Origin of the sequence: Campylobacter sp. BCW_6873, assembly GCF_001762365.1 — a bacterium.
GTDB lineage: Bacteria > Campylobacterota > Campylobacteria > Campylobacterales > Campylobacteraceae > Campylobacter_D > Campylobacter_D jejuni.
Genome location: NZ_MJWS01000049.1, coordinates 1 through 21,271, shown reverse-complemented (window position 1 = coordinate 21,271; position 21,271 = coordinate 1). Strand labels below are relative to the sequence as shown.

At 32.4% G+C, this 21,271-nt stretch carries 30 protein-coding genes; 28 read left to right on the top strand and 2 right to left on the bottom strand.

What is annotated here, in order from left to right:
* The first annotated feature begins 9 nt into the window (after window positions 1-9).
* From AJ932_RS02555 to secY, 22 genes are all read left to right on the top strand, one after another.
* A complete protein-coding gene (locus tag AJ932_RS02555; protein ID WP_070278395.1) occupies window positions 10-771 on the top strand; it encodes a pseudouridine synthase in 762 nt (253 codons plus the stop codon).
* Window positions 772-968: 197 nt separating this feature from the next.
* Window positions 969-1,280 (top strand): 30S ribosomal protein S10, encoded by a 312-nt coding sequence (rpsJ, locus tag AJ932_RS02550; protein WP_002779353.1) that lies wholly within the window; start codon window positions 969-971, stop codon window positions 1,278-1,280.
* A gap of 9 nt (window positions 1,281-1,289) precedes the next feature.
* On the top strand, window positions 1,290-1,865 hold the full coding sequence (rplC, locus tag AJ932_RS02545) for a 50S ribosomal protein L3 (RefSeq protein ID WP_057032998.1): 576 nt from the start codon (window positions 1,290-1,292) through the stop codon (window positions 1,863-1,865).
* Window positions 1,862-2,476: a 50S ribosomal protein L4 gene (gene rplD / locus AJ932_RS02540; protein WP_070278393.1), complete on the top strand. Its 615-nt coding sequence runs from the start codon at window positions 1,862-1,864 to the stop codon at window positions 2,474-2,476. Before rplC ends, rplD begins: the two co-directional genes overlap by 4 nt.
* A 2-nt stretch (window positions 2,477-2,478) precedes the next feature.
* Complete coding sequence (locus AJ932_RS02535) at window positions 2,479-2,760, top strand: 50S ribosomal protein L23 (protein ID WP_002856384.1); 282 nt, start codon at window positions 2,479-2,481, stop codon at window positions 2,758-2,760.
* Between the two features lies 1 nt (window position 2,761).
* Window positions 2,762-3,592, top strand: coding sequence for a 50S ribosomal protein L2 (gene rplB, locus AJ932_RS02530; protein WP_002869292.1), 831 nt, complete (start codon window positions 2,762-2,764; stop codon window positions 3,590-3,592).
* Window position 3,593: 1 nt separating this feature from the next.
* Window positions 3,594-3,875 (top strand): 30S ribosomal protein S19, encoded by a 282-nt coding sequence (rpsS, locus tag AJ932_RS02525; RefSeq protein WP_002851509.1) that lies wholly within the window; start codon window positions 3,594-3,596, stop codon window positions 3,873-3,875.
* A 10-nt stretch (window positions 3,876-3,885) separates the two neighbouring features.
* Window positions 3,886-4,311, top strand: a complete 426-nt coding sequence (gene rplV, locus AJ932_RS02520; protein WP_002860832.1) for a 50S ribosomal protein L22 — start codon at window positions 3,886-3,888, stop codon at window positions 4,309-4,311.
* Complete coding sequence (gene rpsC / locus AJ932_RS02515) at window positions 4,311-5,012, top strand: 30S ribosomal protein S3 (protein ID WP_002851138.1); 702 nt, start codon at window positions 4,311-4,313, stop codon at window positions 5,010-5,012. Before rplV ends, rpsC begins: the two co-directional genes overlap by 1 nt.
* Window positions 5,013-5,014: 2 nt before the next feature.
* On the top strand, window positions 5,015-5,440 hold the full coding sequence (gene rplP / locus AJ932_RS02510; protein ID WP_002779441.1) for a 50S ribosomal protein L16: 426 nt from the start codon (window positions 5,015-5,017) through the stop codon (window positions 5,438-5,440).
* Window positions 5,427-5,612 (top strand): 50S ribosomal protein L29, encoded by a 186-nt coding sequence (gene rpmC / locus AJ932_RS02505; protein WP_070278391.1) that lies wholly within the window; start codon window positions 5,427-5,429, stop codon window positions 5,610-5,612. The genes rplP and rpmC overlap by 14 nt, the downstream gene beginning before the upstream one ends.
* Before the next feature lie 11 nt (window positions 5,613-5,623).
* Window positions 5,624-5,875 carry a 30S ribosomal protein S17 gene (gene rpsQ / locus AJ932_RS02500; RefSeq protein WP_002851549.1) on the top strand — a complete coding sequence of 84 codons (252 nt, stop codon included), beginning with the start codon at window positions 5,624-5,626 and terminating at the stop codon, window positions 5,873-5,875.
* A complete protein-coding gene (rplN, locus tag AJ932_RS02495) occupies window positions 5,875-6,243 on the top strand; it encodes a 50S ribosomal protein L14 (RefSeq protein ID WP_002779438.1) in 369 nt (122 codons plus the stop codon). Before rpsQ ends, rplN begins: the two co-directional genes overlap by 1 nt.
* The gene (rplX, locus tag AJ932_RS02490) at window positions 6,243-6,476 is read left to right on the top strand and encodes a 50S ribosomal protein L24 (protein WP_002779437.1); all 234 of its coding nucleotides are present in this window, start codon (window positions 6,243-6,245) and stop codon (window positions 6,474-6,476) included. The genes rplN and rplX overlap by 1 nt, the downstream gene beginning before the upstream one ends.
* Window positions 6,477-6,479: 3 nt before the next feature.
* Complete coding sequence (gene rplE / locus AJ932_RS02485) at window positions 6,480-7,025, top strand: 50S ribosomal protein L5 (protein ID WP_002851453.1); 546 nt, start codon at window positions 6,480-6,482, stop codon at window positions 7,023-7,025.
* 1 nt (window position 7,026) lies between these two features.
* Window positions 7,027-7,212 (top strand): type Z 30S ribosomal protein S14, encoded by a 186-nt coding sequence (locus AJ932_RS02480; RefSeq protein WP_070278389.1) that lies wholly within the window; start codon window positions 7,027-7,029, stop codon window positions 7,210-7,212.
* A gap of 9 nt (window positions 7,213-7,221) precedes the next feature.
* The gene (gene rpsH, locus AJ932_RS02475) at window positions 7,222-7,617 is read left to right on the top strand and encodes a 30S ribosomal protein S8 (protein WP_070278387.1); all 396 of its coding nucleotides are present in this window, start codon (window positions 7,222-7,224) and stop codon (window positions 7,615-7,617) included.
* A gap of 78 nt (window positions 7,618-7,695) precedes the next feature.
* Window positions 7,696-8,232 (top strand): 50S ribosomal protein L6, encoded by a 537-nt coding sequence (rplF, locus tag AJ932_RS02470; RefSeq protein WP_070278385.1) that lies wholly within the window; start codon window positions 7,696-7,698, stop codon window positions 8,230-8,232.
* 9 nt (window positions 8,233-8,241) lie between these two features.
* Window positions 8,242-8,598, top strand: coding sequence for a 50S ribosomal protein L18 (gene rplR, locus AJ932_RS02465; protein ID WP_011990975.1), 357 nt, complete (start codon window positions 8,242-8,244; stop codon window positions 8,596-8,598).
* Window positions 8,599-8,611: 13 nt separating this feature from the next.
* On the top strand, window positions 8,612-9,055 hold the full coding sequence (rpsE, locus tag AJ932_RS02460) for a 30S ribosomal protein S5 (RefSeq protein ID WP_002779428.1): 444 nt from the start codon (window positions 8,612-8,614) through the stop codon (window positions 9,053-9,055).
* Between the two features lie 4 nt (window positions 9,056-9,059).
* Entirely contained in the window at window positions 9,060-9,452 is a 393-nt protein-coding gene (gene rplO / locus AJ932_RS02455; RefSeq protein ID WP_002851292.1) for a 50S ribosomal protein L15, read from the top strand.
* Window positions 9,452-10,717, top strand: a complete 1,266-nt coding sequence (gene secY / locus AJ932_RS02450; protein WP_002860827.1) for a preprotein translocase subunit SecY — start codon at window positions 9,452-9,454, stop codon at window positions 10,715-10,717. The genes rplO and secY overlap by 1 nt, the downstream gene beginning before the upstream one ends.
* Window positions 10,718-10,744: 27 nt before the next feature.
* On the opposite strand, the gene AJ932_RS02445 is transcribed toward secY, so the two are convergent.
* Entirely contained in the window at window positions 10,745-12,016 is a 1,272-nt protein-coding gene (locus AJ932_RS02445; RefSeq protein ID WP_070210590.1) for an MFS transporter, read from the bottom strand.
* 174 nt (window positions 12,017-12,190) lie between these two features.
* Here AJ932_RS02445 and topA point away from each other — a divergent pair, with 174 nt between their 5' ends.
* From topA to AJ932_RS02415, 6 genes are all read left to right on the top strand, one after another.
* Window positions 12,191-14,293 carry a type I DNA topoisomerase gene (gene topA, locus AJ932_RS02440; RefSeq protein ID WP_070209939.1) on the top strand — a complete coding sequence of 701 codons (2,103 nt, stop codon included), beginning with the start codon at window positions 12,191-12,193 and terminating at the stop codon, window positions 14,291-14,293.
* 1 nt (window position 14,294) lies between these two features.
* Window positions 14,295-15,131 carry a biotin synthase gene (locus AJ932_RS02435; protein ID WP_070210588.1) on the top strand — a complete coding sequence of 279 codons (837 nt, stop codon included), beginning with the start codon at window positions 14,295-14,297 and terminating at the stop codon, window positions 15,129-15,131.
* Window positions 15,112-16,287: a cation:proton antiporter gene (locus AJ932_RS02430; RefSeq protein ID WP_060816449.1), complete on the top strand. Its 1,176-nt coding sequence runs from the start codon at window positions 15,112-15,114 to the stop codon at window positions 16,285-16,287. The genes AJ932_RS02435 and AJ932_RS02430 overlap by 20 nt, the downstream gene beginning before the upstream one ends.
* A 114-nt stretch (window positions 16,288-16,401) precedes the next feature.
* The gene (locus AJ932_RS02425) at window positions 16,402-17,670 is read left to right on the top strand and encodes a citrate synthase (protein ID WP_044778608.1); all 1,269 of its coding nucleotides are present in this window, start codon (window positions 16,402-16,404) and stop codon (window positions 17,668-17,670) included.
* Window positions 17,671-17,749: 79 nt separating this feature from the next.
* Window positions 17,750-18,514 carry a 3'(2'),5'-bisphosphate nucleotidase CysQ gene (locus AJ932_RS02420; RefSeq protein WP_070278383.1) on the top strand — a complete coding sequence of 255 codons (765 nt, stop codon included), beginning with the start codon at window positions 17,750-17,752 and terminating at the stop codon, window positions 18,512-18,514.
* Window positions 18,515-18,553: 39 nt separating this feature from the next.
* Complete coding sequence (locus tag AJ932_RS02415; RefSeq protein WP_074469934.1) at window positions 18,554-19,321, top strand: hypothetical protein; 768 nt, start codon at window positions 18,554-18,556, stop codon at window positions 19,319-19,321.
* A 3-nt stretch (window positions 19,322-19,324) separates the two neighbouring features.
* On the opposite strand, the gene AJ932_RS02410 is transcribed toward AJ932_RS02415, so the two are convergent.
* Complete coding sequence (locus AJ932_RS02410) at window positions 19,325-21,079, bottom strand: hypothetical protein (RefSeq protein WP_070278379.1); 1,755 nt, start codon at window positions 21,077-21,079, stop codon at window positions 19,325-19,327.
* Window positions 21,080-21,271 lie beyond the last annotated feature (192 nt).

Sequence of the window (21,271 nt, the reverse complement as noted above, 5' to 3'; positions counted from 1 at the left end):
GAAGATCAAATGAGAATTAATAAATTTATATCCCATAACACCCGCTATTCACGCCGTGAAGCTGATGAACTTATCAAACAAGGCTTAATAAAAATAAACAACAAAATTGCCCTTTTAAGCGATGAGGTTAAATTTGATGATAAAGTCTTTGTTAAGGGTAAAAGAGTGCAAAAAAGAACGCAATTTAGCGTGATAATCTACCATAAACAAAAAGGTGAAATTGTTGGTAAAAAAGACGATCGTGGAAGAAAAACTATATACGATACCTTGCCAAGACAATTTAGCACTTGGCTTAGCGTAGGAAGGCTGGATTATGCAAGTGAAGGCTTGCTTTTGCTTACAGATTCTCCTGTGATTGCCGATGCTTTAATGCATAGCGATTTAGAAAGAGAATACTACCTTAAAGTTAAAGGTACGGTGAGCAAACAAGTCATCGAAGCCATGCAAAATGGACTTGAGATTAAAAATGAAAAAAAAGGCGCACATGCAAAAACTAAAATTACCTCTATGAGTTTTGCTCCTTTTATAGACTTTGAAATTTTTGGATCAAGTGGAGGTTATACTAAGCTTAGAGTGGTTATAAATGAAGGTAAAAATAGAGAGCTTAGACGCTTTTTTGGGCATTTTGATCTCGAGGTTATGGATCTTAAGCGTGTTGCTTTTGGGGCTTTAGATCTTGGTATGTTAAAGGCGGGAAAACACCGTTATTTAGAAAATGGCGAATATGAAAAATTAAGAGATTTTTTGAAATTTAATGAAATAAGATATTGATCATTATATACAAAAATTTAAAAAATAATGATAATTTTTAAATTCTAAAAATTCTATTTTTATCCTTTTTAAAAGGAAAATAATAGAAAAATTTCATCAAATTCCTTGACTTTGAAAACAAGATTTTATATACTCTCATTTCAATTTTTATAAATTGGTTAGTTTTTAACTAACGAGTTCTTTTTAAAGGAAATATTATGGAAAGAATTAGGCTTAAGCTAAAAGCTTATGACCATCGAGTACTAGACAGAACAGTTGCAGCAATCGTAGAAGCTGTTAAAAGAACAGGTGCGGATATCAGAGGTCCGATACCAATGCCTACTAAAATCAAACGCTATACAGTTTTAAAATCTCCACACATTAACAAAGATTCTCGTGAGCAGTTTGAGATAAGAATTCACGCGCGTATGCTAGATATAGTAGCAGCGACTCCAGATACAGTTGATTCTTTAACTAAGCTTGATTTAGCGCCAGAAGTAAGCGTTGAAGTAAGAGCTATGGGTAAGTAAGGATAAGATATGGAATATATTGTAGAAAAAATCGGAATGAGCAGAACAATTACTAATCCAAGTATCGCTGTAACTTTACTAAGGGTTGTAAATGCAAAAGTATGTGAAGTTGAAGGCGGAAAGGCTTTAGTAGCATATCCAAAAGGTAAAGCAAGTAATAAATGTGTCGCAGGACAACAAAAAAAGTATAATCTTTCTGCAGAATACAATAGATTTGCGACTTTAGAAGTAGCAAATACTAAAGCAGGAGATTTAGATGAAACTCCATTAAATGAAGCAAAAATTTTAAAAGTAAGCTTTAACACTAAAGGTAGAGGTTATAGCGGTGTTATGAAAAGACATAACTTTGCAGGGGGTCCAGCAAGTCACGGTTCGAGATTTCATAGACGCCACGGATCTATTGGTAATAGAGAATGGCCAGGTCGTGTTCAACCAGGTATGAAAATGGCAGGACACTATGGAAATACTAAAGTAACCGTTAAAAACGAAGTTGTATCTTATGATGCTGAAAACAAAATTTTAGTAGTTAAAGGTGCAGTACCAGGTTATAATGGTGCTATGGGTAAAATAAGGATTGCAAAATGAGTAAAGTAGTTGTTTTAAATGATAAGTTAGAAAAAGCAGGTGAACTTGATTTGCCTTCAAAATATGCGGAAGTAAATCCACACAATCTTTACTTATATGTGAAATCTTACCTTGCAAGTTTAAGAGCAAATACAGCTCATGCTAAAGGTAGAAGTGATGTAAGTGGTGGTGGTAAAAAACCTTGGAGACAAAAAGGTCGTGGCGGTGCTAGAGCGGGTTCAACAAGAACTAACGTTTGGGTAGGTGGCGCGGTTGCTTTTGGTCCAACAAATGAAAGAAACTACTTTCAAAAAGTAAATAAAAAACAAAAAAGATTGGCGCTTGAAAGAGCTTTAGCAGATAAAGCAGCTAAAGGTGCGTTATTTGCTGCTGATTCTTTAGCTATTGAAAGTGGCAAAACAAAAGATGCAAACGCTGTGATTAAAAAACTTGGCGTCAAAGATGCTTTAATCGTTAAAGATTTACTAGATGAAAAAACACTTTTAGCTTACAGAAATTTAGCAAATTGCTATGTAGTTGATGTAACTGAAGTAAATGCTTATTTAGTATCTGTATTTAATGCTGTTATCATAGAAAAATCAGCGTTAGAATCTATTACAAAAGAGGGATAATTATGGCAGATATTACTGATATAAAGACTATACTTTACACAGAAAAAAGTTTGAATTTGCAAGAGCAAGGTGTCGTAGTTATTCAAACTTCACCAAAGATGACTAAAACAGGCTTAAAAGCGGTTTTAAAAGAGTATTTTGGTGTAACTCCAAAAAGCATCAATTCATTAAGAATGGATGGAAAAGTTAAGCGTTTTAGAGGTCGTTTAGGTCAAAGAAACGATTACAAAAAATTCTATGTTAAGCTACCTGAAGGTGTTAGCTTAGAAAATACGGAGGCTTAAGATGGCAATTAAAACTTATAAACCATATACTCCAAGTAGAAGATATATCACAGGTTTAAGTTCTGAAGATATTACAGCTAAACCAAGTGTGCGTTCACTACTTGTTAAACTTCCAGTGCACGCAGGTCGTAATAGCTATGGAAGAATTACAAGTCGTCATAAAGAAGCGGGTGCTAAAAAACTTTACAGAATTATTGATTTTAAACGCCGTAAATTCGGTATAGAAGGTAAAGTAGAAGCAATCGAGTATGATCCATATAGAAATTGTAGAATTGCTTTGATTGCTTATAAAGATGGGGAAAAAAGATATATTCTTCAACCACGTGGATTAAGCGTTGGCGATATCGTTGCAGCTGCTGAAAGCGGACTTGATATTAAACCAGGTAACGCAATGAAACTTAAAAACATTCCTGTGGGTACTATTGTTCATAATGTTGAGTTAAAGCCAGGCAAAGGCGGTCAAATGATCCGTTCTGCAGGTGCTTATGCACAACTTATGGGTAAAGAAGAAAAATATGTTATCTTAAGACTTGCAAGTGGCGAAATGAGACAAGTTTTAGCTGAATGTATGGCAAGTATCGGCGAAGTTGGAAATGAAGAATGGGCTAATGTAACTATCGGTAAAGCAGGTAGAAATCGCCATAGAGGTATCCGTCCACAAACTCGTGGTTCTGCTATGAACCCAGTAGATCACCCGCACGGTGGGGGTGAAGGTAAGAAAAATTCAGGCCGTCATCCAGTAACTCCATGGGGTAAACCAACCAAAGGTGCGAAAACTCGTCGTAAAAAAGCTAGCGATAAGCTAATAATTTCAAGAAGAAAAGGAAAGTAAGATGGCTAGATCACTAAAAAAAGGTCCTTTTGTTGATGATCATGTAATGAAAAAAGTCATCGCTGCTAAAAAGGCTAATGATAATAAACCAATTAAAACTTGGTCAAGAAGAAGCACAATTACTCCTGATATGATAGGACTTACATTTAATGTTCATAATGGTAAAAGCTTTATTCCAGTTTATATTACTGAAAATCATATCGGTTATAAGCTTGGTGAATTTGCTCCAACACGCACATTTAAAGGGCATAAAGGCTCTGTGCAAAAGAAAATTGGTAAGTAAGGGATAAGATATGAGTAAAGCATTAATTAAATTCATAAGATTATCTCCAACTAAAGCAAGATTGATTGCTAGGGAAGTTCAGGGGATGAATGCAGAATTAGCTATGGCTAGTTTAAAATTTATGCCAAATAAAGGTGCAAAATATATCGCAAATGCAATTTCAAGTGCAGTAGCAAATGGTGGCTTTGAAGCAAACGAAGTGATTGTAAAAAGTTGTCGCGTGGATGCAGCTGCGGTGTTGAAAAGATTTAGACCAAGAGCTAGAGGAAGTGCAAGTCGTATTAGAAAACCAACTTCACATATTTTAGTAGAAGTGGCAAAAGCAGAAGTGAAAGCTGAAGAGAAAAAAACAGTAGCTAAAAAAACTACTACAACAAAAGCTCCAGCTAAAAAAACAACAAGCACTAAAAAAGCAACAGCGAAAAAGGAAAGCTAATGGGACAAAAAGTTAATCCAATTGGTCTAAGACTAGGAATCAATAGAAACTGGGAATCAAGATGGTTTCCAACTAAAGCAAATTTAGTAGAAAATATCGGTGAAGATTACAAAATCAGAGCTTTCTTAAAAAGAAAACTTTATTACGCAGGAATTAGCCAAATTTTAGTAGAAAGAACTGCTAAAAAACTTCGCGTTACTGTAGTTGCTGCAAGACCAGGTATCATCATCGGTAAAAAAGGTAGTGATGTTGATAATTTAAGAAAAGAATTGCAAGATTTAATCGGTAAAGATGTAAATATCAATATCAAAGAAGAAAGAAAAGCAGGAGCTTCAGCTCAACTTGCTGCTGAAAGTGTTGCAACTCAACTTGAAAAAAGAATTGCTTTTAGAAGAGCAATGAAAAAAGTAATTCAAGGTGCGCAAAAAGCAGGTGCTAAAGGGATTAAAGTTTCAGTTTCTGGTCGTTTAGGCGGTGCTGAAATGGCAAGAACAGAATGGTATCTTGAAGGACGCGTTCCACTTCATACTTTAAGAGCAAAAATCGATTATGGTTTTGCAGAAGCTAGAACTACTTATGGAAATATAGGGGTTAAAGTATGGATCTTTAAAGGTGAGGTATTACACAAAGGTATGCAACCTGAAAAAACTGAAGAAAGTGCTCCAGCTAAAAAGCCAAGACGCACAAGAAGGGGTAAATAATCATGTTAATGCCAAAAAGAACTAAATATCGCAAAATGATGAAAGGGCGTAACAGAGGTTATGCTAATCGTGGAACAGAATTTACTTTTGGTGAATTTGCATTAAAAGCAACTGAAGCAGGACGCATTAACTCACGCCAAATCGAAGCAGCGCGTATTGCTTTAACTCGTTTCGTTAAAAGACAAGGAAAAACTTGGATTAGAGTTTTCCCAGATAAGCCTTTGACAAAAAAACCTTTAGAAACTCGTATGGGTAAAGGTAAAGGTGCTGTTGAGGAATGGGTAATGAATATCAAGCCAGGCCGTATCATTTATGAAATGGCAGGAGTAAGCGAAGAAATGGCAAGAGAAGCATTGACTTTAGCTATGCATAAACTTCCATTTAAAACTAAGTTTGTTACAAGAGAGAGCCAAAATGAAATATACTGAGATTAAAGATAAAACAGCAGCTGAGCTTGCAACAATGCTAAAAGAAAAAAAGGTGCTTTTATTCACTTTAAAACAAAAGCTAAAAACAATGCAACTTACTAATCCAAAAGAGATTAGCCAAGTAAAAAAAGACATTGCTAGAATAAATACAGCAATTAGCGCTTTAAGATAAGGATAGAGAAAATGGCATTTAAAAGAGAAATTCAAGGCGTTGTTGTTAAAATCGCTGGTGAAAAAACCGCAAGTGTTTTGGTTGAAAGAAAAGTGGTTCATCCAAGATATAGAAAAATTGTTAAACGCTTTAAAAAATATCTAATTCATGATGAGAGAAATGAAGTTAAAGTGGGTGATACTGTTGTTGCGGTAGAATGCAGACCACTTTCAAAAAGAAAATCATTTCGCTTAAAATCTGTATTAGCTACAGGAGTTGAGTAATGATTCAAAGTTTTACAAGACTTGCAGTTGCTGATAATAGCGGTGCAAAAGAATTAATGTGTATCAAGGTTTTAGGGGGTAGCAAAAGAAGATACGCTACCGTAGGTGATGTAATCGTTGCATCTGTTAAAAAAGCTTTACCAAATGGAAAAGTTAAAAAAGGTCAAGTGGTAAAAGCGGTTATCGTTAGAACTAAAAAAGAAATTCATAGAGATAATGGTTCTTTGATTCGTTTTGATGAAAATGCTGCGGTTATTCTTGACAACAAAAGAGAGCCTATTGGAACTCGTATCTTTGGGCCAGTGGGCAGAGAAGTTAGATATGGTGGCTTTATGAAAATCGTTTCACTAGCACCGGAGGTATTATAATGGCGGTTAAATTAAAAATCAAAAAAGGTGATAGCGTTAAGGTTATCACAGGCGATGATAAAGGTAAAACAGGTAAAGTTTTAGCGGTATATCCAAAAACACTTAAAGTGGTAGTTGAAGGATGTAAAATTGCTAAAAAAGCTATTAAGCCGAGTGAGAAAAACCCAAATGGTGGTTTTATCAATAAAGAAATGCCAATGGATATTTCCAATGTGGCAAAAGTTCAGGAGTAAGCGATGATGAGATTAAAAGAAAAATACAATCAAAGCATTAAACCTGCATTGGTTAAAGAATTTGATATTAAAAATCCTATGCTTATCCCTGTGATCGAAAAAGTAGTTATCAGCGTAGGTGCTGGTGAGTTGGCTAAAGATCAAAAAGTATTGCAAAATGTTGCAGATACTATTTCTTTAATTGCAGGACAAAAAGCTGTAATTACTAAAGCTAAAAAATCAGTTGCAGGATTTAAAGTTCGCGAAGGTTTTCCTGTGGGTGTAATGGTAACTTTAAGAAAAGAAAATATGTATGCTTTTCTTGATAAATTAATTTCTATTGCTTTGCCAAGGGTGAAAGACTTTAGAGGTTTAAGTAGAGATGGTTTTGATGGACGCGGAAACTATAACTTCGGTCTTGATGAGCAGTTGATGTTCCCAGAAGTGGAGTATGATAAAATTTTAAGAACTCATGGTATGAATATTTCTATAGTTACAACAGCACAAAATGACAAACAGGCACAAAAGTTATTAGAACTTATCGGTGTGCCATTTACAAAAGGAAAGTAAGATGGCTAAAAAATCAATGATTGCAAAAGCGGCACGCAAGTCTAAATTTAAGGTTAGAGCTTATACGAGATGCCAAATTTGTGGGCGTCCGCATTCGGTTTATAGAGATTTTGGAATTTGCAGAGTTTGCTTAAGAAAAATGGGCAATGAAGGTTTGATTCCAGGTCTTAAGAAAGCAAGTTGGTAAGGATAAAATATGATAAATGATATTATTTCAGATTCACTCACTCGTATCAGAAATGCAGGAATGAGAAAGCTTGAAACAACTAAGCTTTTACATTCTAAAGTTGTAGAAGCTTTAGTTGGAATTTTTCAAGCTAAGGGCTATATTGAGAGTTTTAATGTTATTGAAGAAGATAAAAAGAAATTTATCAATGTAGTTTTAAAATACGATGAAAAAGGTAAGAGTGTTATCAATGAGCTTAAAAGAATTTCTAAGCCTGGTCGTCGTGTTTATAAAGGTAAAGATGAAATCAAGTGTTTTAAAAATGGTTATGGTACTATCGTAGTTAGCACAAGTCGTGGCGTTTTAGCTAATGATGAAGCTTATAAAGCAGGTGTTGGCGGCGAAATTTTATGTACTATTTGGTAAAAAATCTGCTTTTTATGGCATTGGGTATCCATTCTTTTAAAAAAGTAGAAATATCCTAGACAAATAAAAAGGAAAAATATGTCTCGTATAGGTAAACAACCGATTGCTATTCCAGCAGGAGTAGAAGTAAAATTAGAAGGAAATTTGCTTAAATTTAAAAAAGGAAATTTGGCAAAAGAACTTGATACTAAAGCAAATGTAAATGTTGAGATTAAAGATAATAATATTCTTTTTTCTCCAAAAGGTGAAGATAGACAAAGTAGAGCTTATTGGGGAACTTACAGAGCTTTAGCTTACAATATCGTTGTAGGTTTAACTCAAGGTTTTTCAAAAACTCTTGAAATCAATGGAGTTGGTTATAAAGTAGCTTTAAAAGGTAAAGTTTTAGAACTAAGCCTTGGTTTTTCTCATCCTATTAATTATGATATTCCAGAAGGAATTGAAATTGTAGTGGATAAAAATACTATTATAGTTAAAGGAAGTGATAAACAAGTTGTAGGTCAAGTTGCTGCTCAAATTCGTGAATTTAGACCACCAGAGCCATATAAAGGAAAAGGCGTTAAGTATTCTGATGAACGCATTATCCGCAAAGCTGGTAAGACATCTAAGAAGTAAGGGTAGAATATGAGAGCAAATGTATTAAAAAGAAAACTAACTTTAAGAATCAAAAGAAAAAAAAGAATTAGAGCGAAAATTTCAGGTTGTGAAAATTTTCCAAGAATTTCTGTATTTAAATCAAACAGAACTCTATATATCCAAGCGATTGATGATGTAAAAGCTGTAACTTTAGCAGCAGTTGATGGACGCAAACTTGGCGTTAAAGCAAATAAAGAAGGTGCTAAAAAAATCGCTGCTGAATTTGCTAAAACTTTAAAAGCTAAAAAGATAGAACAAGCTGTTTTTGATAGAAATGGTTATGTATATCATGGTGTTATTGCAGTTTTAGCTGAATCTTTAAGAGAAAATGGCATTAGGCTATAAGGGGTATAAATCGATGGAAAAATATAATAGAGAAGAATTTGAAGAAGTAATCGTCGATATCGGCAGAGTTACTAAGGTTGTTAAAGGTGGTAGAAGATTTAGATTTACTGCTTTAGTTATCGTTGGAAACCGCAAAGGTTTAGTAGGTGTTGGTTATGGTAAGGCTAAGGAAGTTCCAGATGCTATCCGTAAAGCTGTTGATGATGCGTTTAAAAATATTGTTGAAGTTAAAACTAAAGGCTCAACTATCGCTCACGATGTAGAGGTGAAATACAACGCAAGTAGAATTTTACTTAAACCAGCTAGCGAAGGTACAGGAGTTATCGCAGGTGGTTCTACACGCCCTATCGTGGAACTTGCAGGTATTAAAGACATCTTAACTAAGTCTTTGGGTTCAAATAATTCAGCTAATGTGGTTCGTGCTACAATCAAAGCTTTAACAATGTTAAAAGGATAAGAAGATGAATTTAACAAAAGCAGCGGGTTCAACGCATAAAACTAAAAGAATTGGCCGTGGTCAAGGTTCTGGCATGGGTAAGACTGCTACTAAAGGGGGTAAAGGTCAAACTGCTAGAAAAGGTTATAATGAAAAAAGAGGTTTTGAAGGGGGTCAACAACCACTTCAAAGAAGACTACCAAAAGTAGGTTTTACTTCTAAAATTCAAAAACCTTATGTGATCAATGTTGAAAAAATCACAGCTGTAAAAGAGCTTAGTGAAATTACATTTGAGAGCATTAAAAGTGTTCACAAAATTTCAAAATCTGTGAATAAAATCAAATTAATTGGTGCAAGTGCAAAAGACTTAGTATCAAAAATCAAAGACGAGAATATTAGCGTCACCGGATCAAAATAATGAATAGAGCATTGACGAATAAGATTTTAATCACCTTAGCATTTTTATTTGCTTATAGGGTTCTGGCTTATGTGCCAGTTCCTGGCGTCAATGCTGATGTGATTGCGGAATTTTTTAATAACAATCAAAACAATGCTTTGGGTTTATTTAATGTTTTTAGTGGTGGAGCGGCTGAACGCTTTTCTATCATTTCTTTAGGTATTATGCCTTATATTACTGCTTCTATTATTATGGAGCTTCTTGCAGCAACTTTTCCAAATATTGGTAAGATGAAAAAAGAGCGTGATAGTATGCAAAAATATATGCAAATTATCCGTTATGCGACTATTGTGATTACTTTGGTTCAAAGTATAGGCGTTGCTATAGGTTTGCAAAGCTTGCACGGTCGTGGTGGTGCAGGGGCTATAATGGTAGAAGATTTAAATATGTTTATCGCACTTTGTGCTATTTCTATGCTTGCTGGAACTATGCTTTTAATGTGGCTTGGCGAACAAATCACACAAAGAGGTATAGGAAATGGTATTTCTTTAATCATTTTTGCAGGTATTGTTTCAGGTATTCCAAGAGCGATTTCAGGAACTGTAGGACAAATTAATTCAGGTGAGATGAATTTCTTAACCGCTTTTGCAATTTTTGCTTTGATTTTAATCACTATAGGCGTGATTATTTATGTAGAACTTGGAGAAAGAAGAATTCCTATTTCTTATTCTCGTAAAGTTGTAATGCAAAATCAAAACAAACGCATTATGAATTATATTCCTATTAAACTCAATCTTAGTGGAGTTATTCCACCGATTTTTGCTAGTGCGATTTTGATGTTTCCAACAACGATTTTACAAACTAGTACAAATCCTTATCTACAAGCCATTAATGACTTTTTAAATCCAAATGGTTATTTGTTTCATGTTTTAACTTTCTTGTTTGTAATTTTCTTTGCTTATTTTTATGCTTCTATTGTATTTAACGCTAAAGACATAGCAGAAAATTTGAAAAAACAAGGCGGTTTTATCCCTGGAATTCGTCCAGGTGAAGGAACTTCAAATTATCTTAATGAAGTGGCTTCTCGTTTAACTTTATCAGGTTCTATTTATTTAGGGCTTGTTGCAACCTTGCCTTGGGTTTTGGTGAAATTTATGGGCGTGCCTTTTCATTTTGGCGGTACTTCTGTACTTATTGTAGTTCAAGTAGCGCTTGATACAATGAGAAAAATTGAAGCTCAAATTTATATGAGTAAATACCAAACTTTAAGTGCAGTAGGTTTGTAATAAATAAAATTAGCAAGATTTTTCTTGCTAATTTATCCTAGGTTTTTGCTTTAAAAATAAAAACACAATGCACACTATAAAAATTACTATTGACCATATTAAAAAAGCATCTACAAGACCCATTTGCCTAACGATAGGTTGAGAGATAATAGGACTTAAAAATTGTCCTAAAAATATACAACTTGCTAAAATTCCATAAGCCCTAGCGCGAGCATTTTCGGGACAGATTGAAAAAAGATAAGCCGTATTATTTACAAGCATAATACCTCCGCCCATTCCAAGCAAAGCTAAGGCGATTAAAACTGTGAAAAAGCTATCTACTAAAAAAAGCAGCAAAAAAGAACAAGATACGATAAAAAGAGTTAAAACATAGATAGTTTTAATACTTAAGAATTTTATAATATATCTATAGCTTAGAGAGAAAAAACCATAACATAGTGCAGATACAGACATCGAAATACCTATATATTTAGGGTCCAATCTTAAATGTTCTTCTATATAGTAAGGAAGTTGAGTTGGCGAAATATAATAAACTACCATGATAAAAAAACCTATAAAATAGATAGGGAAAAATTGCCAATAATTTGTTTTTGCTTCTATTTTTGTATGATTATAGAATTTAAATTTTCTAGGTTCAAAAAGATAAATGATAGCCATTAAGGTAATTAAAATTCCAAGTCCATACACCAAAAAAGGATAACGCCAAGAATAACTTGAAACAAATCCCGCAATAGAAATAAAAATAGCACCCCCTACCGCACAAAAAAATCCTTGAAGACTTAAAGCATTTTCTCTGCGATTAAAGCCACCGCGACTATAATAATCTCCAAGTAAAGCCGAAGCGCCTGTCATTATAAAAGCAGTTGCCATACCAAAAATAGCTCTTGAAGTCAGTATAGCGTAAATATCATTTAAGAAAAAGCCACTTACCCCAGAAATAGTCCAAACCACCATAGCCGGAAGAATGAATTTTAATTTGCCAAATTTATCCATTAAAATACCAGCAAATGGAGATAAAATGACAACAAAAATAGCAGGAATGGTTAAAACTAAGCGAACAAGTATATCAAGATGAGCTAATGTGAAACTTGAAGCAAGAGTAGCACCACTTTGGGTTAAAAGTTCTTCAAAATGTCTGTTGATAGCAGGTAGAGCAGATGAAATGACTACACTTCCTAGCATAGTCATAGCGGCCATAGAAAACACAGCTGCTTTAAATCCGGATTTTTCGGTAATTTGAATTATTTTTTTATCCATTTTTGTATCATTTGGATGAAATTTATAAGTTTTGCCATTCATAATTTTGCCTTTTTTATTTTATTATACTCCAAAAATTATGATTTGTATTTAAAATTACTTAAAATTATATTTTATTTATTTTGTTATGATAGTTTTGTTTTTAAAATATATTTTATAAGTAGAATTTTAAATAATTTTAGCTAAATTCAGCTTTTTATTCAACAAGGGTGTAAAATGAAGAAAAATTTAATCATAGTAGAATCTCCTGCAAAAGCTAAAACCATAGGAAATTTTTTGGGAAAAGATTATGAAGTGATTGCTTCTAAAGGACATATTAGAGATTTACCTAAATCAAGCTTTGGGATTAAAATAGAAGATGATGAATTTATTCCAGAGTATAGAATCACAAGTGATCATAGCGCCTTAGTTAAAGAACTTAAAAGCAAAGCCAAAGATGCCAAAGAAGTCTATCTTGCAACGGATGAGGATAGAGAAGGAGAAGCCATAGCTTATCATATTGCAAAAGCTATAGGCAAAGATGAAAATACCTTGCCGCGCATTGTTTTTCACGAAATTACCAAAAGCGCTATAGAAAATGCTTTAAAAAATCCAAGAAAATTAGATATGCACTCTGTAAATGCTCAACAAACTAGACGCCTTTTAGATCGCATTGTAGGATATAAACTCAGCCCCTTATTGGGGCAAAAAATTCAAAGAGGACTTAGCGCAGGGCGTGTTCAAAGTGCGGCTTTAAAGATCATAGTCGATCGTGAAAAAGAAATTCGTGCCTTTGTACCACTGGAATATTTTAGCATAGATATGATTTTTCAAAAAGATTTGGATGCAGAACTAGTTGAGTTTGACAAAGCTAAGATAGAAAAACTTACCATTATCAACAAAGATCGTGCCAAACTTGTACTGGAAGCTTGCAAAAATGAAGCTTATACTATAAGTGACATTGAAAGCAAAGAAAGAAAAATCGCTCCACCACCTCCTTTTATGACTTCAACTTTACAGCAAAGTGCTAGCAATCGCCTTGGTTTTAACCCTAAAAAAACCATGATGATAGCTCAAAAACTCTATGAAGGAGTAAATACTCACGAGGGCGTGATGGGGGTTATTACCTACATGAGAACTGATAGTTTAAATTTGGCCAAAGAAGCTATAGAAAATGCAAGAAAATTCATACAAGCAAATTTTGGCCAAGATTATCTTCCAAGCCAAGCAAATGTATATACTACAAAGGCTAAAGGTGCTCAAGAAGCTCATGAAGCTATACGTCCTACAAATTTAAGTTTTACTCCAGAAATTGCGGCCAAATTTTTAGACAAAGATGAGTTAAAACTTTACACACTTATTTACAATCGCTTTTTAGCCTGTCAGATGAATCCTGCTATCTCTCAAACTCAAAATGTATTTGTAAAAAATGATAGAGCAGTTTTTAAAATAAGCGGTAGAAAAATCCTTTTCGATGGATATTATAAAGTTTATGGTGATATGGATAAGGATAAAATTTTACCAAATTTTAAAATAGGTGAAAATTTAAAAATACAAAATTTAGAAATGAACTCACATTTTACCGAACCACCTTCAAGGTATTCAGAAGCAGGACTTGTAAAAAAACTTGAAAGTTTAGGCATAGGTCGCCCTTCTACTTATGCACCAACCATTTCTATACTTACAAGCCGTGATTATGTAAAAATAGACAAAAAACAACTTATTCCTAGTGAGGTTGCTTTTAATGTAACCGAAGTGCTTGAAAAAAATTTTAGCGATATAGTGGATAGTAAATTTACTTCAAATCTTGAAAACACTTTAGATGAAATCGCAGAAGATAAGGCAGATTGGCAAGAAACTTTAAAAGAATTTTACTATCCTTTTATGAGAAAAATCGAAGAAGGAAAAACAAAAATCGCCAGTCAAAAAACTGTTACAAAATTAGGTGAAAGTTGTCCTGATTGTGGTGGGGAACTTGCTATTAGAAAAGGGCGTTTTGGAGAATTTGTAGCGTGTTTAAATTTCCCAAAATGTAAGTATTCAAGAAATTTAAAAAGTGAAAGTAAAAATGAAAGCGAAAATACTGCCGCAAAAGCTAAAGCTAATGGTACAGGTATTACTTGTCCAAGTTGTCAAAAAGGTGAAATCGTAGAACGCTTTTCAAAACGCGGTAAATTTTATGGCTGTAGCGCTTATCCAAAATGCAATTTTATAAGTAAATACAAACCAAGCGAAGAAAAATGCGAAGAGTGTGGCGAAACTTTAGTGATAAAAGAGCTTAAAAAAGGTACATTCTTAGAATGTTTAAAGTGTAAAATTAAAAAAGAAATGAAGGATTAAAATGCAAATCATGCTTTGTGCTATTTCAAATATAGCGAGTGGAAATTGTTCAGAAGACTGTAAATACTGTACCCAAAGTGCCCATGTAAAAACAGATATTCAAAAATATCGTCGTAAAGAACTTTCACAAATCGTTTTAGAAGCAAAAATGGCAAAGAAAAATGAAGCCTTGGGTTTTTGTTTGGTTACAGCAGGACTTGGGATTGATGATGAAAAGCTTGAGTATGTTTGCGAAGCTGCTAAGGCTGTGCAAAAAGAAGTGCCTAACTTGCTTTTAATTGCCTGTAATGGCATGGCAAGCGTGGAGCAACTCAAAGAACTTAAAAAAGCAGGAATTTTTTCTTATAATCACAATCTTGAAACTTCTAAGGAATTTTTTCCACAAATTTGCACCACGCATACTTGGGAAAGTAGATTTCAAACCAATTTAAACGCTAAAGAAGCAGGGCTTATGCTTTGTTGTGGTGGAATCTATGGTATGGGTGAGAGTGAAGAAGATAGGCTAAGTTTTAGAAAATCTTTGCAAGAATTACAGCCTTTTTCAACGCCTATTAATTTTTTTATAGCAAATGAAAATTTAAAACTACAAGTTCCAAGACTTGGCGCTGATGAAGCTTTAAAAATCGTGCGTGATACCAAAGAGGCTTTACCGCAAAGCGTGGTAATGGTAGCAGGTGGGCGTGAAGTGGTATTACGAGAAAGACAATATGAAATTTTTCAAGCAGGTGCTGGGGCTATTGTTATAGGGGATTATTTAACCACTAAAGGTGAAGAACCAAGTCAAGATATAATAAAATTAAAAGAAATGGGATTTACTTTTGCATCAGAGTGTCATTGATCCGCAAGGTTTAATTGATCTAAAAATTCTTATTGTTATAGCTTTATGCTTACTTTTTTCTCCGCATATTGCAAAAATTTTACGCTTGCCTCTTTCGGCTACTGAAATTATTTTAGGGGCAATAATAGCGTATTTTGGTTTCATAGGAAAAAGTGAAAATTTTGCACTTTTAGCCAATGTAGGTTTTTATTATCTAATGTTTATAGCGGGCATGGAGGTAAATTTAAGAGCCTTTTTTAATATGGATAAAGAAGTTGTCAAAAAAAGTTTTTTTTATATTTTTTTACTTTACGCTTTATCTTCTTTTATAGTATGGATTTTTGGACTTTCTTTAGTATTTATTATCATTATACCTGTGATGAGTGTAGGGCTTTTATCTTTACTTTTTAAGGATTTTGGAAAAGAGTGTTATTGGCTAAATATTGCTATGATAGTAGCTACTTTAGCTGAGGTGATTTCTATTGTGCTTTTGACTATAGCGGGAGCTTTTTTGCGCGAAGGAACAGGTATTATTGATGTAGCGCAAAGTATTTTATATCTTAATATCTTTTTGGGACTTTGTTTGCTCGGATTTAAAATGCTTGGTGTGCTTTTTTGGTGGTATCCTCAGCTTAAAGTTGTGCTTATGCCATGGGAAGATAAAAATGAAAAAGATATAAGATTCTGTATGGCCATTTTTATACTGATTATTGTTGCTATGGTTATTACAAAACTTGAAATCGTTCTTGGCTCTTTTATAGCAGGTTCATTTATAGCTACTTTTTTTGATCATAAAAAAGATCTTGAGCACAAGCTTTCTACTTTTGGACACGGGTTTTTGATCCCTATTTTTTTTATCCATATAGGCTCAACCTTTGATCTTAAAATGATTTTAGATTATAAAATCGTTTTACAAGCATTTTTACTTATGTTTGTTATGGTGGGTTTAAGAATTTTATGTGCAAGTGTTTTTTTAAAAAGAATTGGTTTTAAAAATATGATTTTATTTGGTCTTAGTCATTCTATGCCTTTAACCTTGCTTATAGCAACAGCTACTCTGGGTTATTCGGGCAAGGTTATTGATGAGAAGCTTTATTCAGCACTTATTTTAACAGCGTTATTTGAGGCTATTATTGTTATGAGTATGATTAAATTTCTTTCTAATTCTAAAAAATGAAAGTTACTTTTTTACTCAAAAAAGCAAACAAAATCTTAAAAATTCAATAATAAAAAAACTCATAATCGTCCTTTTTTGTTAGAATTAATAAAAGTAACAATAAAAGGAGCGAAAATGTCAGATTCCGTTACTATAACCGATAATAGAAATGGAAAAAGCTATGAATTTCCTATATATGATGGTACAACTGGGCCAAGCGTTGTAGATATGTCAAGTTTTTATAAACAAACAGGAATGTTTTCTTATGATGAGGGCTTAACTTCTACAGCTACTTGTAAATCAAAAATCACTTATATTGATGGAGAAAACGGAATTTTAATGCACCGTGGCTATCCTATAGAGTGGCTTGCTGAAAACAAACTTTATTTAGATGTGGTTCATCTTTTACTTTATAAAGAATTACCTGATGCTACGCGTCTTGAAGCGTTTCGTTATGAAATGAAAAAGCGTTCTTTTATCCATGAAGGTATGCATCGTCTTTTTGATTCTTTCCCTGATAATGCTCATCCTATGGCAGTTTTACAAGGTGCTGTTTCATCGCTTAGTGCTTTTTATCCTGATCATTTAAATATGAACGTAAAAGAAGAATATATGGAAATGGCAGCTAGAATAGTAGCTAAAATCCCTACTATAGTCGCCACCGCTTATAGATATAAACATGGCTTTCCTATGGCTTATCCAAATTTAGATCGTGGTTTTACAGAAAATTTCTTATATATGTTAAGAACTTATCCTTACGATCATGTAGAGCTTAAACCTATAGAGGTAAAAGCACTTGATACAGTTTTTATGCTTCATGCAGATCATGAGCAAAATGCTTCAACTTCAACGGTTCGTGCTGTGGGTTCAACTCATGCTCATCCTTATGCCTGTATAGCAGCAGGTATTGGCGCACTTTGGGGTCATGCACATGGTGGAGCTAATGAAGGTGTTATTAGAATGCTTGAGCAAATAGGTAGTGTTGATAGGGTAGATGAATTCATCAAAAGGGCTAAGGATAAAAACGATCCTTTCCGTTTGATGGGCTTTGGGCATAGGGTTTATAAAAATTTTGATCCCAGAGCAAAAGTGCTTAAAAAACTTCGTGATCAACTTATTGATGAGTTGGATATTGATACCAATCTTATTAAAGTAGCAACGCGTATAGAAGAGATTGCTTTAAGCGATGATTATTTTGTTCAAAGAGGGCTATATCCGAATGTTGATTTTCATAGCGGACTTATTTTAAAAGCCTTAGGTATTCCAAATGAAATGTTTGCTACTTTATTTGTTATAGGACGCACCCCAGGATGGATAGCTCAGTGGATAGAACAAAAAGAGCAAGAAAGTCTTAAAATAGTCCGTCCAAGACAACTTTATTTGGGTGAAACTAGTAAAATTTAATTAAAATTTTTTGTGGAAATTAAAAATTCCACAAAATCTTCTTGTATAATTTTAAAAATCTTATAGAAAGTTTATAATCATGCTTAATCTTGATAAATTTTTAGAAATTGCTATAAATGCTAGCAATCAAGCTTCTAAGGCTATTTTAGAAGAGAGAAAAAATTTCAAAACTTGGGAAAAAGAAGATAAAAGCCCGCTTACATCAGCAGATCTTGCTTCTAATAAAATTTTAAATGATATTTTAGGTTCTACGGATATTAAAATTTTATCAGAAGAAAAATTACTCAGCAAAGAAGAATGTGAAGAATTAAAAACTTTTTGGCTTATTGATCCTCTTGATGGAACAAGTGGTTTTTTAAAAGGCAGTGATGAATTTTGCGTTATGATAAGTTTGGTTCATGACAATCGCCCTGTTTTATCGCTTATACAAAATCCATCAAAAGGTGATATGTTCTATGCTCATGCAAAAACTAAGGTTTATAAAAACGATAAACCTTTGCAAATTGACCAGCAAGAATACGAGAAAAATAAATATAAAGCCTTATTGAGTGTTAATCATCTTAGCAAAGAAGATGAAGACTTTGCAAAAGAGCATCAATTAGAAGCTATTAATATAGGCTCTGGATTGAAATTTTGTGCTATTTTAGAGGCTAAGGCAGGAGTTTATAAAAGATTTGAAAAGCTTAATATTTGGGATATTGTAGCAGGAGATTTTTTGATTAATCAAAATGGAGGATTTATGGGAGATTTTTCTAAAAAATACATTTTATATAACCCTTTAGATTATAAATCCAGTCCTTTTATTTGTGTTTCATCTATGAATTTTTTACAAGATTTTTTATAAAATAAAGAGTATAATTTTATATTTAAATAGTTTATAAGGATGAAGATGAGGTATTGTTTCATTTTGTTTTTAAGTTTAGTTTTAAGTTCTAATCTTTTGGCAAATAATTTTTCTCAGAAAAAAGTTATTAAAATTGAAAAAAACGCAGATAGTTTTGAGCTAATAGATCTAAATCAAAATGTTACAAATCCAAATCTAAATCAACAAAAAGCATTGTTTGATAGTTCTACTTTGATTGAAAAAAAATCACAAATCACCAAAGATAAAGATATTGATTTTGCTATTGTATTAACTTTTAGGAAAAATTTCGGTTATTTTTTAGATGGTTTCAGGGTGAGTGATAAGGAGTTTTCTACATTATTTGCTAAAAATTTGATTCAAAGTTTAAAGCTTAATTGGGTTAATTCTGCTGCAAATGGTATTTATCAAAGTTCTAAAACTTTGTCACATTTTAGTCCTAAAGATGCAAAACTTATAAATGTAAGTCCTTTTTTAACACAAGAAAAAGACAAGGCTAAAATGTATGCTAAATTTACAGATTATGTTGTGGTGGTAAATTTGCAAGATTTTTATGTAAATATTACAAATTATTTTATCACAACGAGTAAGGAAGGTGTGGCTAGTATTAATTTTAAAATCATTTCTACAAGTAATGGAAAAATTCTTGCAGCAAAAAATGCAAAATTAAATTTGACATTAAAAGGTCAAGATGCAAAGCAAAATTATCAAGATATTATAAACCAAATGCCAAAAATGCTAGCTGATGTTATCAAAAACCAAATTTTCCACCTAAAGCTCTTAAACTAAGCTTTAGTTTAAAATATCTTTAATCAGTTTTTGCAAATTCCTTTTTGTTTCTTCTTGTTCTTTTATGATAAAACATTTTGCTTTTGGCCAAAAATAACTTTTAGGATTTTCAAATTTTCCCCAACGCCAATCAAACCTAGGATGTAAAAGAACTATAGTAGGAATATCCATAGCTAAACTTAAATGCGCTATAGCACTATCAATACTAAGCATACAGTCAATATCATATAAATAATTTAGAGTATCATTCCAATTTTTTATAAGCTTGCTTCTATCTTCTATTACCTTAGGTAATTCTTCTTTTAATTGCATTTGAAAAGAAATGATTTCATAATCTAAGTCTTTTAATACATCAAATAAAAATTCAAATTTTACATTTCTTAATAAATCAGAATTTTCAGCATTAGGAGTAGCATAAAAAATACCAAGTTTTTTTCTTTGATTATGCGGTTTTTTCTGTGGCAATATAGGTGTTTTTAATCGTAAAATCTCATCAAGCTTAATATCAATAAAAAAAGGCAAAGAACAAATAGGAATAGCATAATCAAAATTTGTAGGTAGATTTTTTAAAACCTTTACATTTTTAAAAATATCATTATTTTGATTTAAAAATTTGATTTGATTTTTAAACATTTCATACATGGCACTTTGAGGAGCAAATAAAACCTTTGAAGCGATTTTGCAAAGTTTTTCTAAGCATCTTGCATACATTATAGTATCGCCAAAGCCTTGCTCGCAAAATACTAAAACTTCTTTATTTTTAAAAGCATCAACGCCAAATTTATTAAAAGCTTTTAGGCTTTCATTATAATGATAAGTAGAAAAAGTTTCATTATGAGCATAAAATAATCTGCTTTCATAATATTTCTTACCCTCTTCAAAATTATCATCCACTCCCATACGCATCAAAAGATAAGCCAAATCAAATTGATAGGTTGCATGAGAATCCAAACTAAGACATTTTTTATAAGCATGATAAGCTTCTTGATAGTTTGAGTTAAATTCTAAGACCTTAGCATAGTTTTGCCAAAACTGTGCATGGTGTTGATTGGCTTCTTGTAGTGATTGAAAAAGTTCTAAAGAATCAGATATTCTAAAAAGCTTAAAAAGTAAGTATGCTTTTTGGGGTAAAATTTGATGAGTTAAAAAATCTTCTATTTTAGAAATGGTAAGATTTTCTTTGGTTTTACTATGAAGCCTATCTTCGAGTTTGACTAAATTAAGATTGGTTTGTTCAGCAATGATTCCTTTTTGTAGTTTATCAATCAAATCTTGCATAAAATGACACAAGTGCTCATGTGCATTTAATGCCTTCGTAAAATCATGTTTAAAATAAATTTCTGCATAATTTTTCCATAGATTAAGATTATACATATCTTTAGAAAGTAATTCTTTGAAAATTTGTTCAGATTCTTCTAGTTTATTGCTCAGTTTATAAATAAAAGCCAATTCTAACTTAAGTTCATCCTCTAAATCATCTTTGCGAATTAAAAGTGTTTGTAATAAATTCAAGGCTTCATCAAATCTTAAATTTTCAATATAGCTTTTAGCAAGCATAAGACCATTAAAACTTGTAGGATTTAAAGAAAAAAGCTCTTGAGCATAATATAAAGCTTTTTGAAAAAGAGAAAGTTTATAAGAAGAAAGCGTAGCAAATTCTAAAGCAAATTTTGGACTTTCTTTTAAAAATTGCTCACTCAAGTTTAAACATTTTTCATAATTAGCATTAAAATAATAATAATGAATTTTATCAAACATATTTTTCCTTGATAGTTACATTAAAATCTAATATTATCTTATAAGTTGCATAAAAAGATAATTATATTTTTATAAAATTAAATAATAAAACAAAAATAAAAAAATAAATACAATAAAAACATCCATCCCAATAATTTTAAAATTATCAGGATGAAATTTTTAACAAGTAGGAGAGTAAACTAATTAAACTAA

Bases quoted from the DNA above. Each gene is read 5' to 3' on its own strand.
- rplD (WP_070278393.1), top strand. From the start codon at position 1,862: ATGAGTAAAGTAGTTGTTTTAAATGATAAGTTAGAAAAAGCAGGTGAA.
- rplR (WP_011990975.1), top strand. From the start codon at position 8,242: ATGAGAGCAAATGTATTAAAAAGAAAACTAACTTTAAGAATCAAAAGA.
- rplC (WP_057032998.1), top strand. From the start codon at position 1,290: ATGGAATATATTGTAGAAAAAATCGGAATGAGCAGAACAATTACTAAT.
- rplB (WP_002869292.1), top strand. From the start codon at position 2,762: ATGGCAATTAAAACTTATAAACCATATACTCCAAGTAGAAGATATATC.
- secY (WP_002860827.1), top strand. From the start codon at position 9,452: ATGAATAGAGCATTGACGAATAAGATTTTAATCACCTTAGCATTTTTA.
- AJ932_RS02420 (WP_070278383.1), top strand. From the start codon at position 17,750: ATGCTTAATCTTGATAAATTTTTAGAAATTGCTATAAATGCTAGCAAT.
- AJ932_RS02410 (WP_070278379.1), bottom strand. From the start codon at position 21,079: ATGTTTGATAAAATTCATTATTATTATTTTAATGCTAATTATGAAAAA.
- AJ932_RS02535 (WP_002856384.1), top strand. From the start codon at position 2,479: ATGGCAGATATTACTGATATAAAGACTATACTTTACACAGAAAAAAGT.
- rplE (WP_002851453.1), top strand. From the start codon at position 6,480: ATGATGAGATTAAAAGAAAAATACAATCAAAGCATTAAACCTGCATTG.
- rpsJ (WP_002779353.1), top strand. From the start codon at position 969: ATGGAAAGAATTAGGCTTAAGCTAAAAGCTTATGACCATCGAGTACTA.
- rplX (WP_002779437.1), top strand. From the start codon at position 6,243: ATGGCGGTTAAATTAAAAATCAAAAAAGGTGATAGCGTTAAGGTTATC.
- rplF (WP_070278385.1), top strand. From the start codon at position 7,696: ATGTCTCGTATAGGTAAACAACCGATTGCTATTCCAGCAGGAGTAGAA.
- rpsS (WP_002851509.1), top strand. From the start codon at position 3,594: ATGGCTAGATCACTAAAAAAAGGTCCTTTTGTTGATGATCATGTAATG.
- rpsC (WP_002851138.1), top strand. From the start codon at position 4,311: ATGGGACAAAAAGTTAATCCAATTGGTCTAAGACTAGGAATCAATAGA.
- AJ932_RS02445 (WP_070210590.1), bottom strand. From the start codon at position 12,016: ATGAATGGCAAAACTTATAAATTTCATCCAAATGATACAAAAATGGAT.
- rplO (WP_002851292.1), top strand. From the start codon at position 9,060: ATGAATTTAACAAAAGCAGCGGGTTCAACGCATAAAACTAAAAGAATT.
- rplN (WP_002779438.1), top strand. From the start codon at position 5,875: ATGATTCAAAGTTTTACAAGACTTGCAGTTGCTGATAATAGCGGTGCA.
- rpsH (WP_070278387.1), top strand. From the start codon at position 7,222: ATGATAAATGATATTATTTCAGATTCACTCACTCGTATCAGAAATGCA.
- rpsE (WP_002779428.1), top strand. From the start codon at position 8,612: ATGGAAAAATATAATAGAGAAGAATTTGAAGAAGTAATCGTCGATATC.
- rplV (WP_002860832.1), top strand. From the start codon at position 3,886: ATGAGTAAAGCATTAATTAAATTCATAAGATTATCTCCAACTAAAGCA.
- AJ932_RS02555 (WP_070278395.1), top strand. From the start codon at position 10: ATGAGAATTAATAAATTTATATCCCATAACACCCGCTATTCACGCCGT.
- rpmC (WP_070278391.1), top strand. From the start codon at position 5,427: ATGAAATATACTGAGATTAAAGATAAAACAGCAGCTGAGCTTGCAACA.
- AJ932_RS02480 (WP_070278389.1), top strand. From the start codon at position 7,027: ATGGCTAAAAAATCAATGATTGCAAAAGCGGCACGCAAGTCTAAATTT.
- AJ932_RS02435 (WP_070210588.1), top strand. From the start codon at position 14,295: ATGCAAATCATGCTTTGTGCTATTTCAAATATAGCGAGTGGAAATTGT.
- rpsQ (WP_002851549.1), top strand. From the start codon at position 5,624: ATGGCATTTAAAAGAGAAATTCAAGGCGTTGTTGTTAAAATCGCTGGT.
- topA (WP_070209939.1), top strand. From the start codon at position 12,191: ATGAAGAAAAATTTAATCATAGTAGAATCTCCTGCAAAAGCTAAAACC.
- rplP (WP_002779441.1), top strand. From the start codon at position 5,015: ATGTTAATGCCAAAAAGAACTAAATATCGCAAAATGATGAAAGGGCGT.
- AJ932_RS02425 (WP_044778608.1), top strand. From the start codon at position 16,402: ATGTCAGATTCCGTTACTATAACCGATAATAGAAATGGAAAAAGCTAT.
- AJ932_RS02415 (WP_074469934.1), top strand. From the start codon at position 18,554: ATGAAGATGAGGTATTGTTTCATTTTGTTTTTAAGTTTAGTTTTAAGT.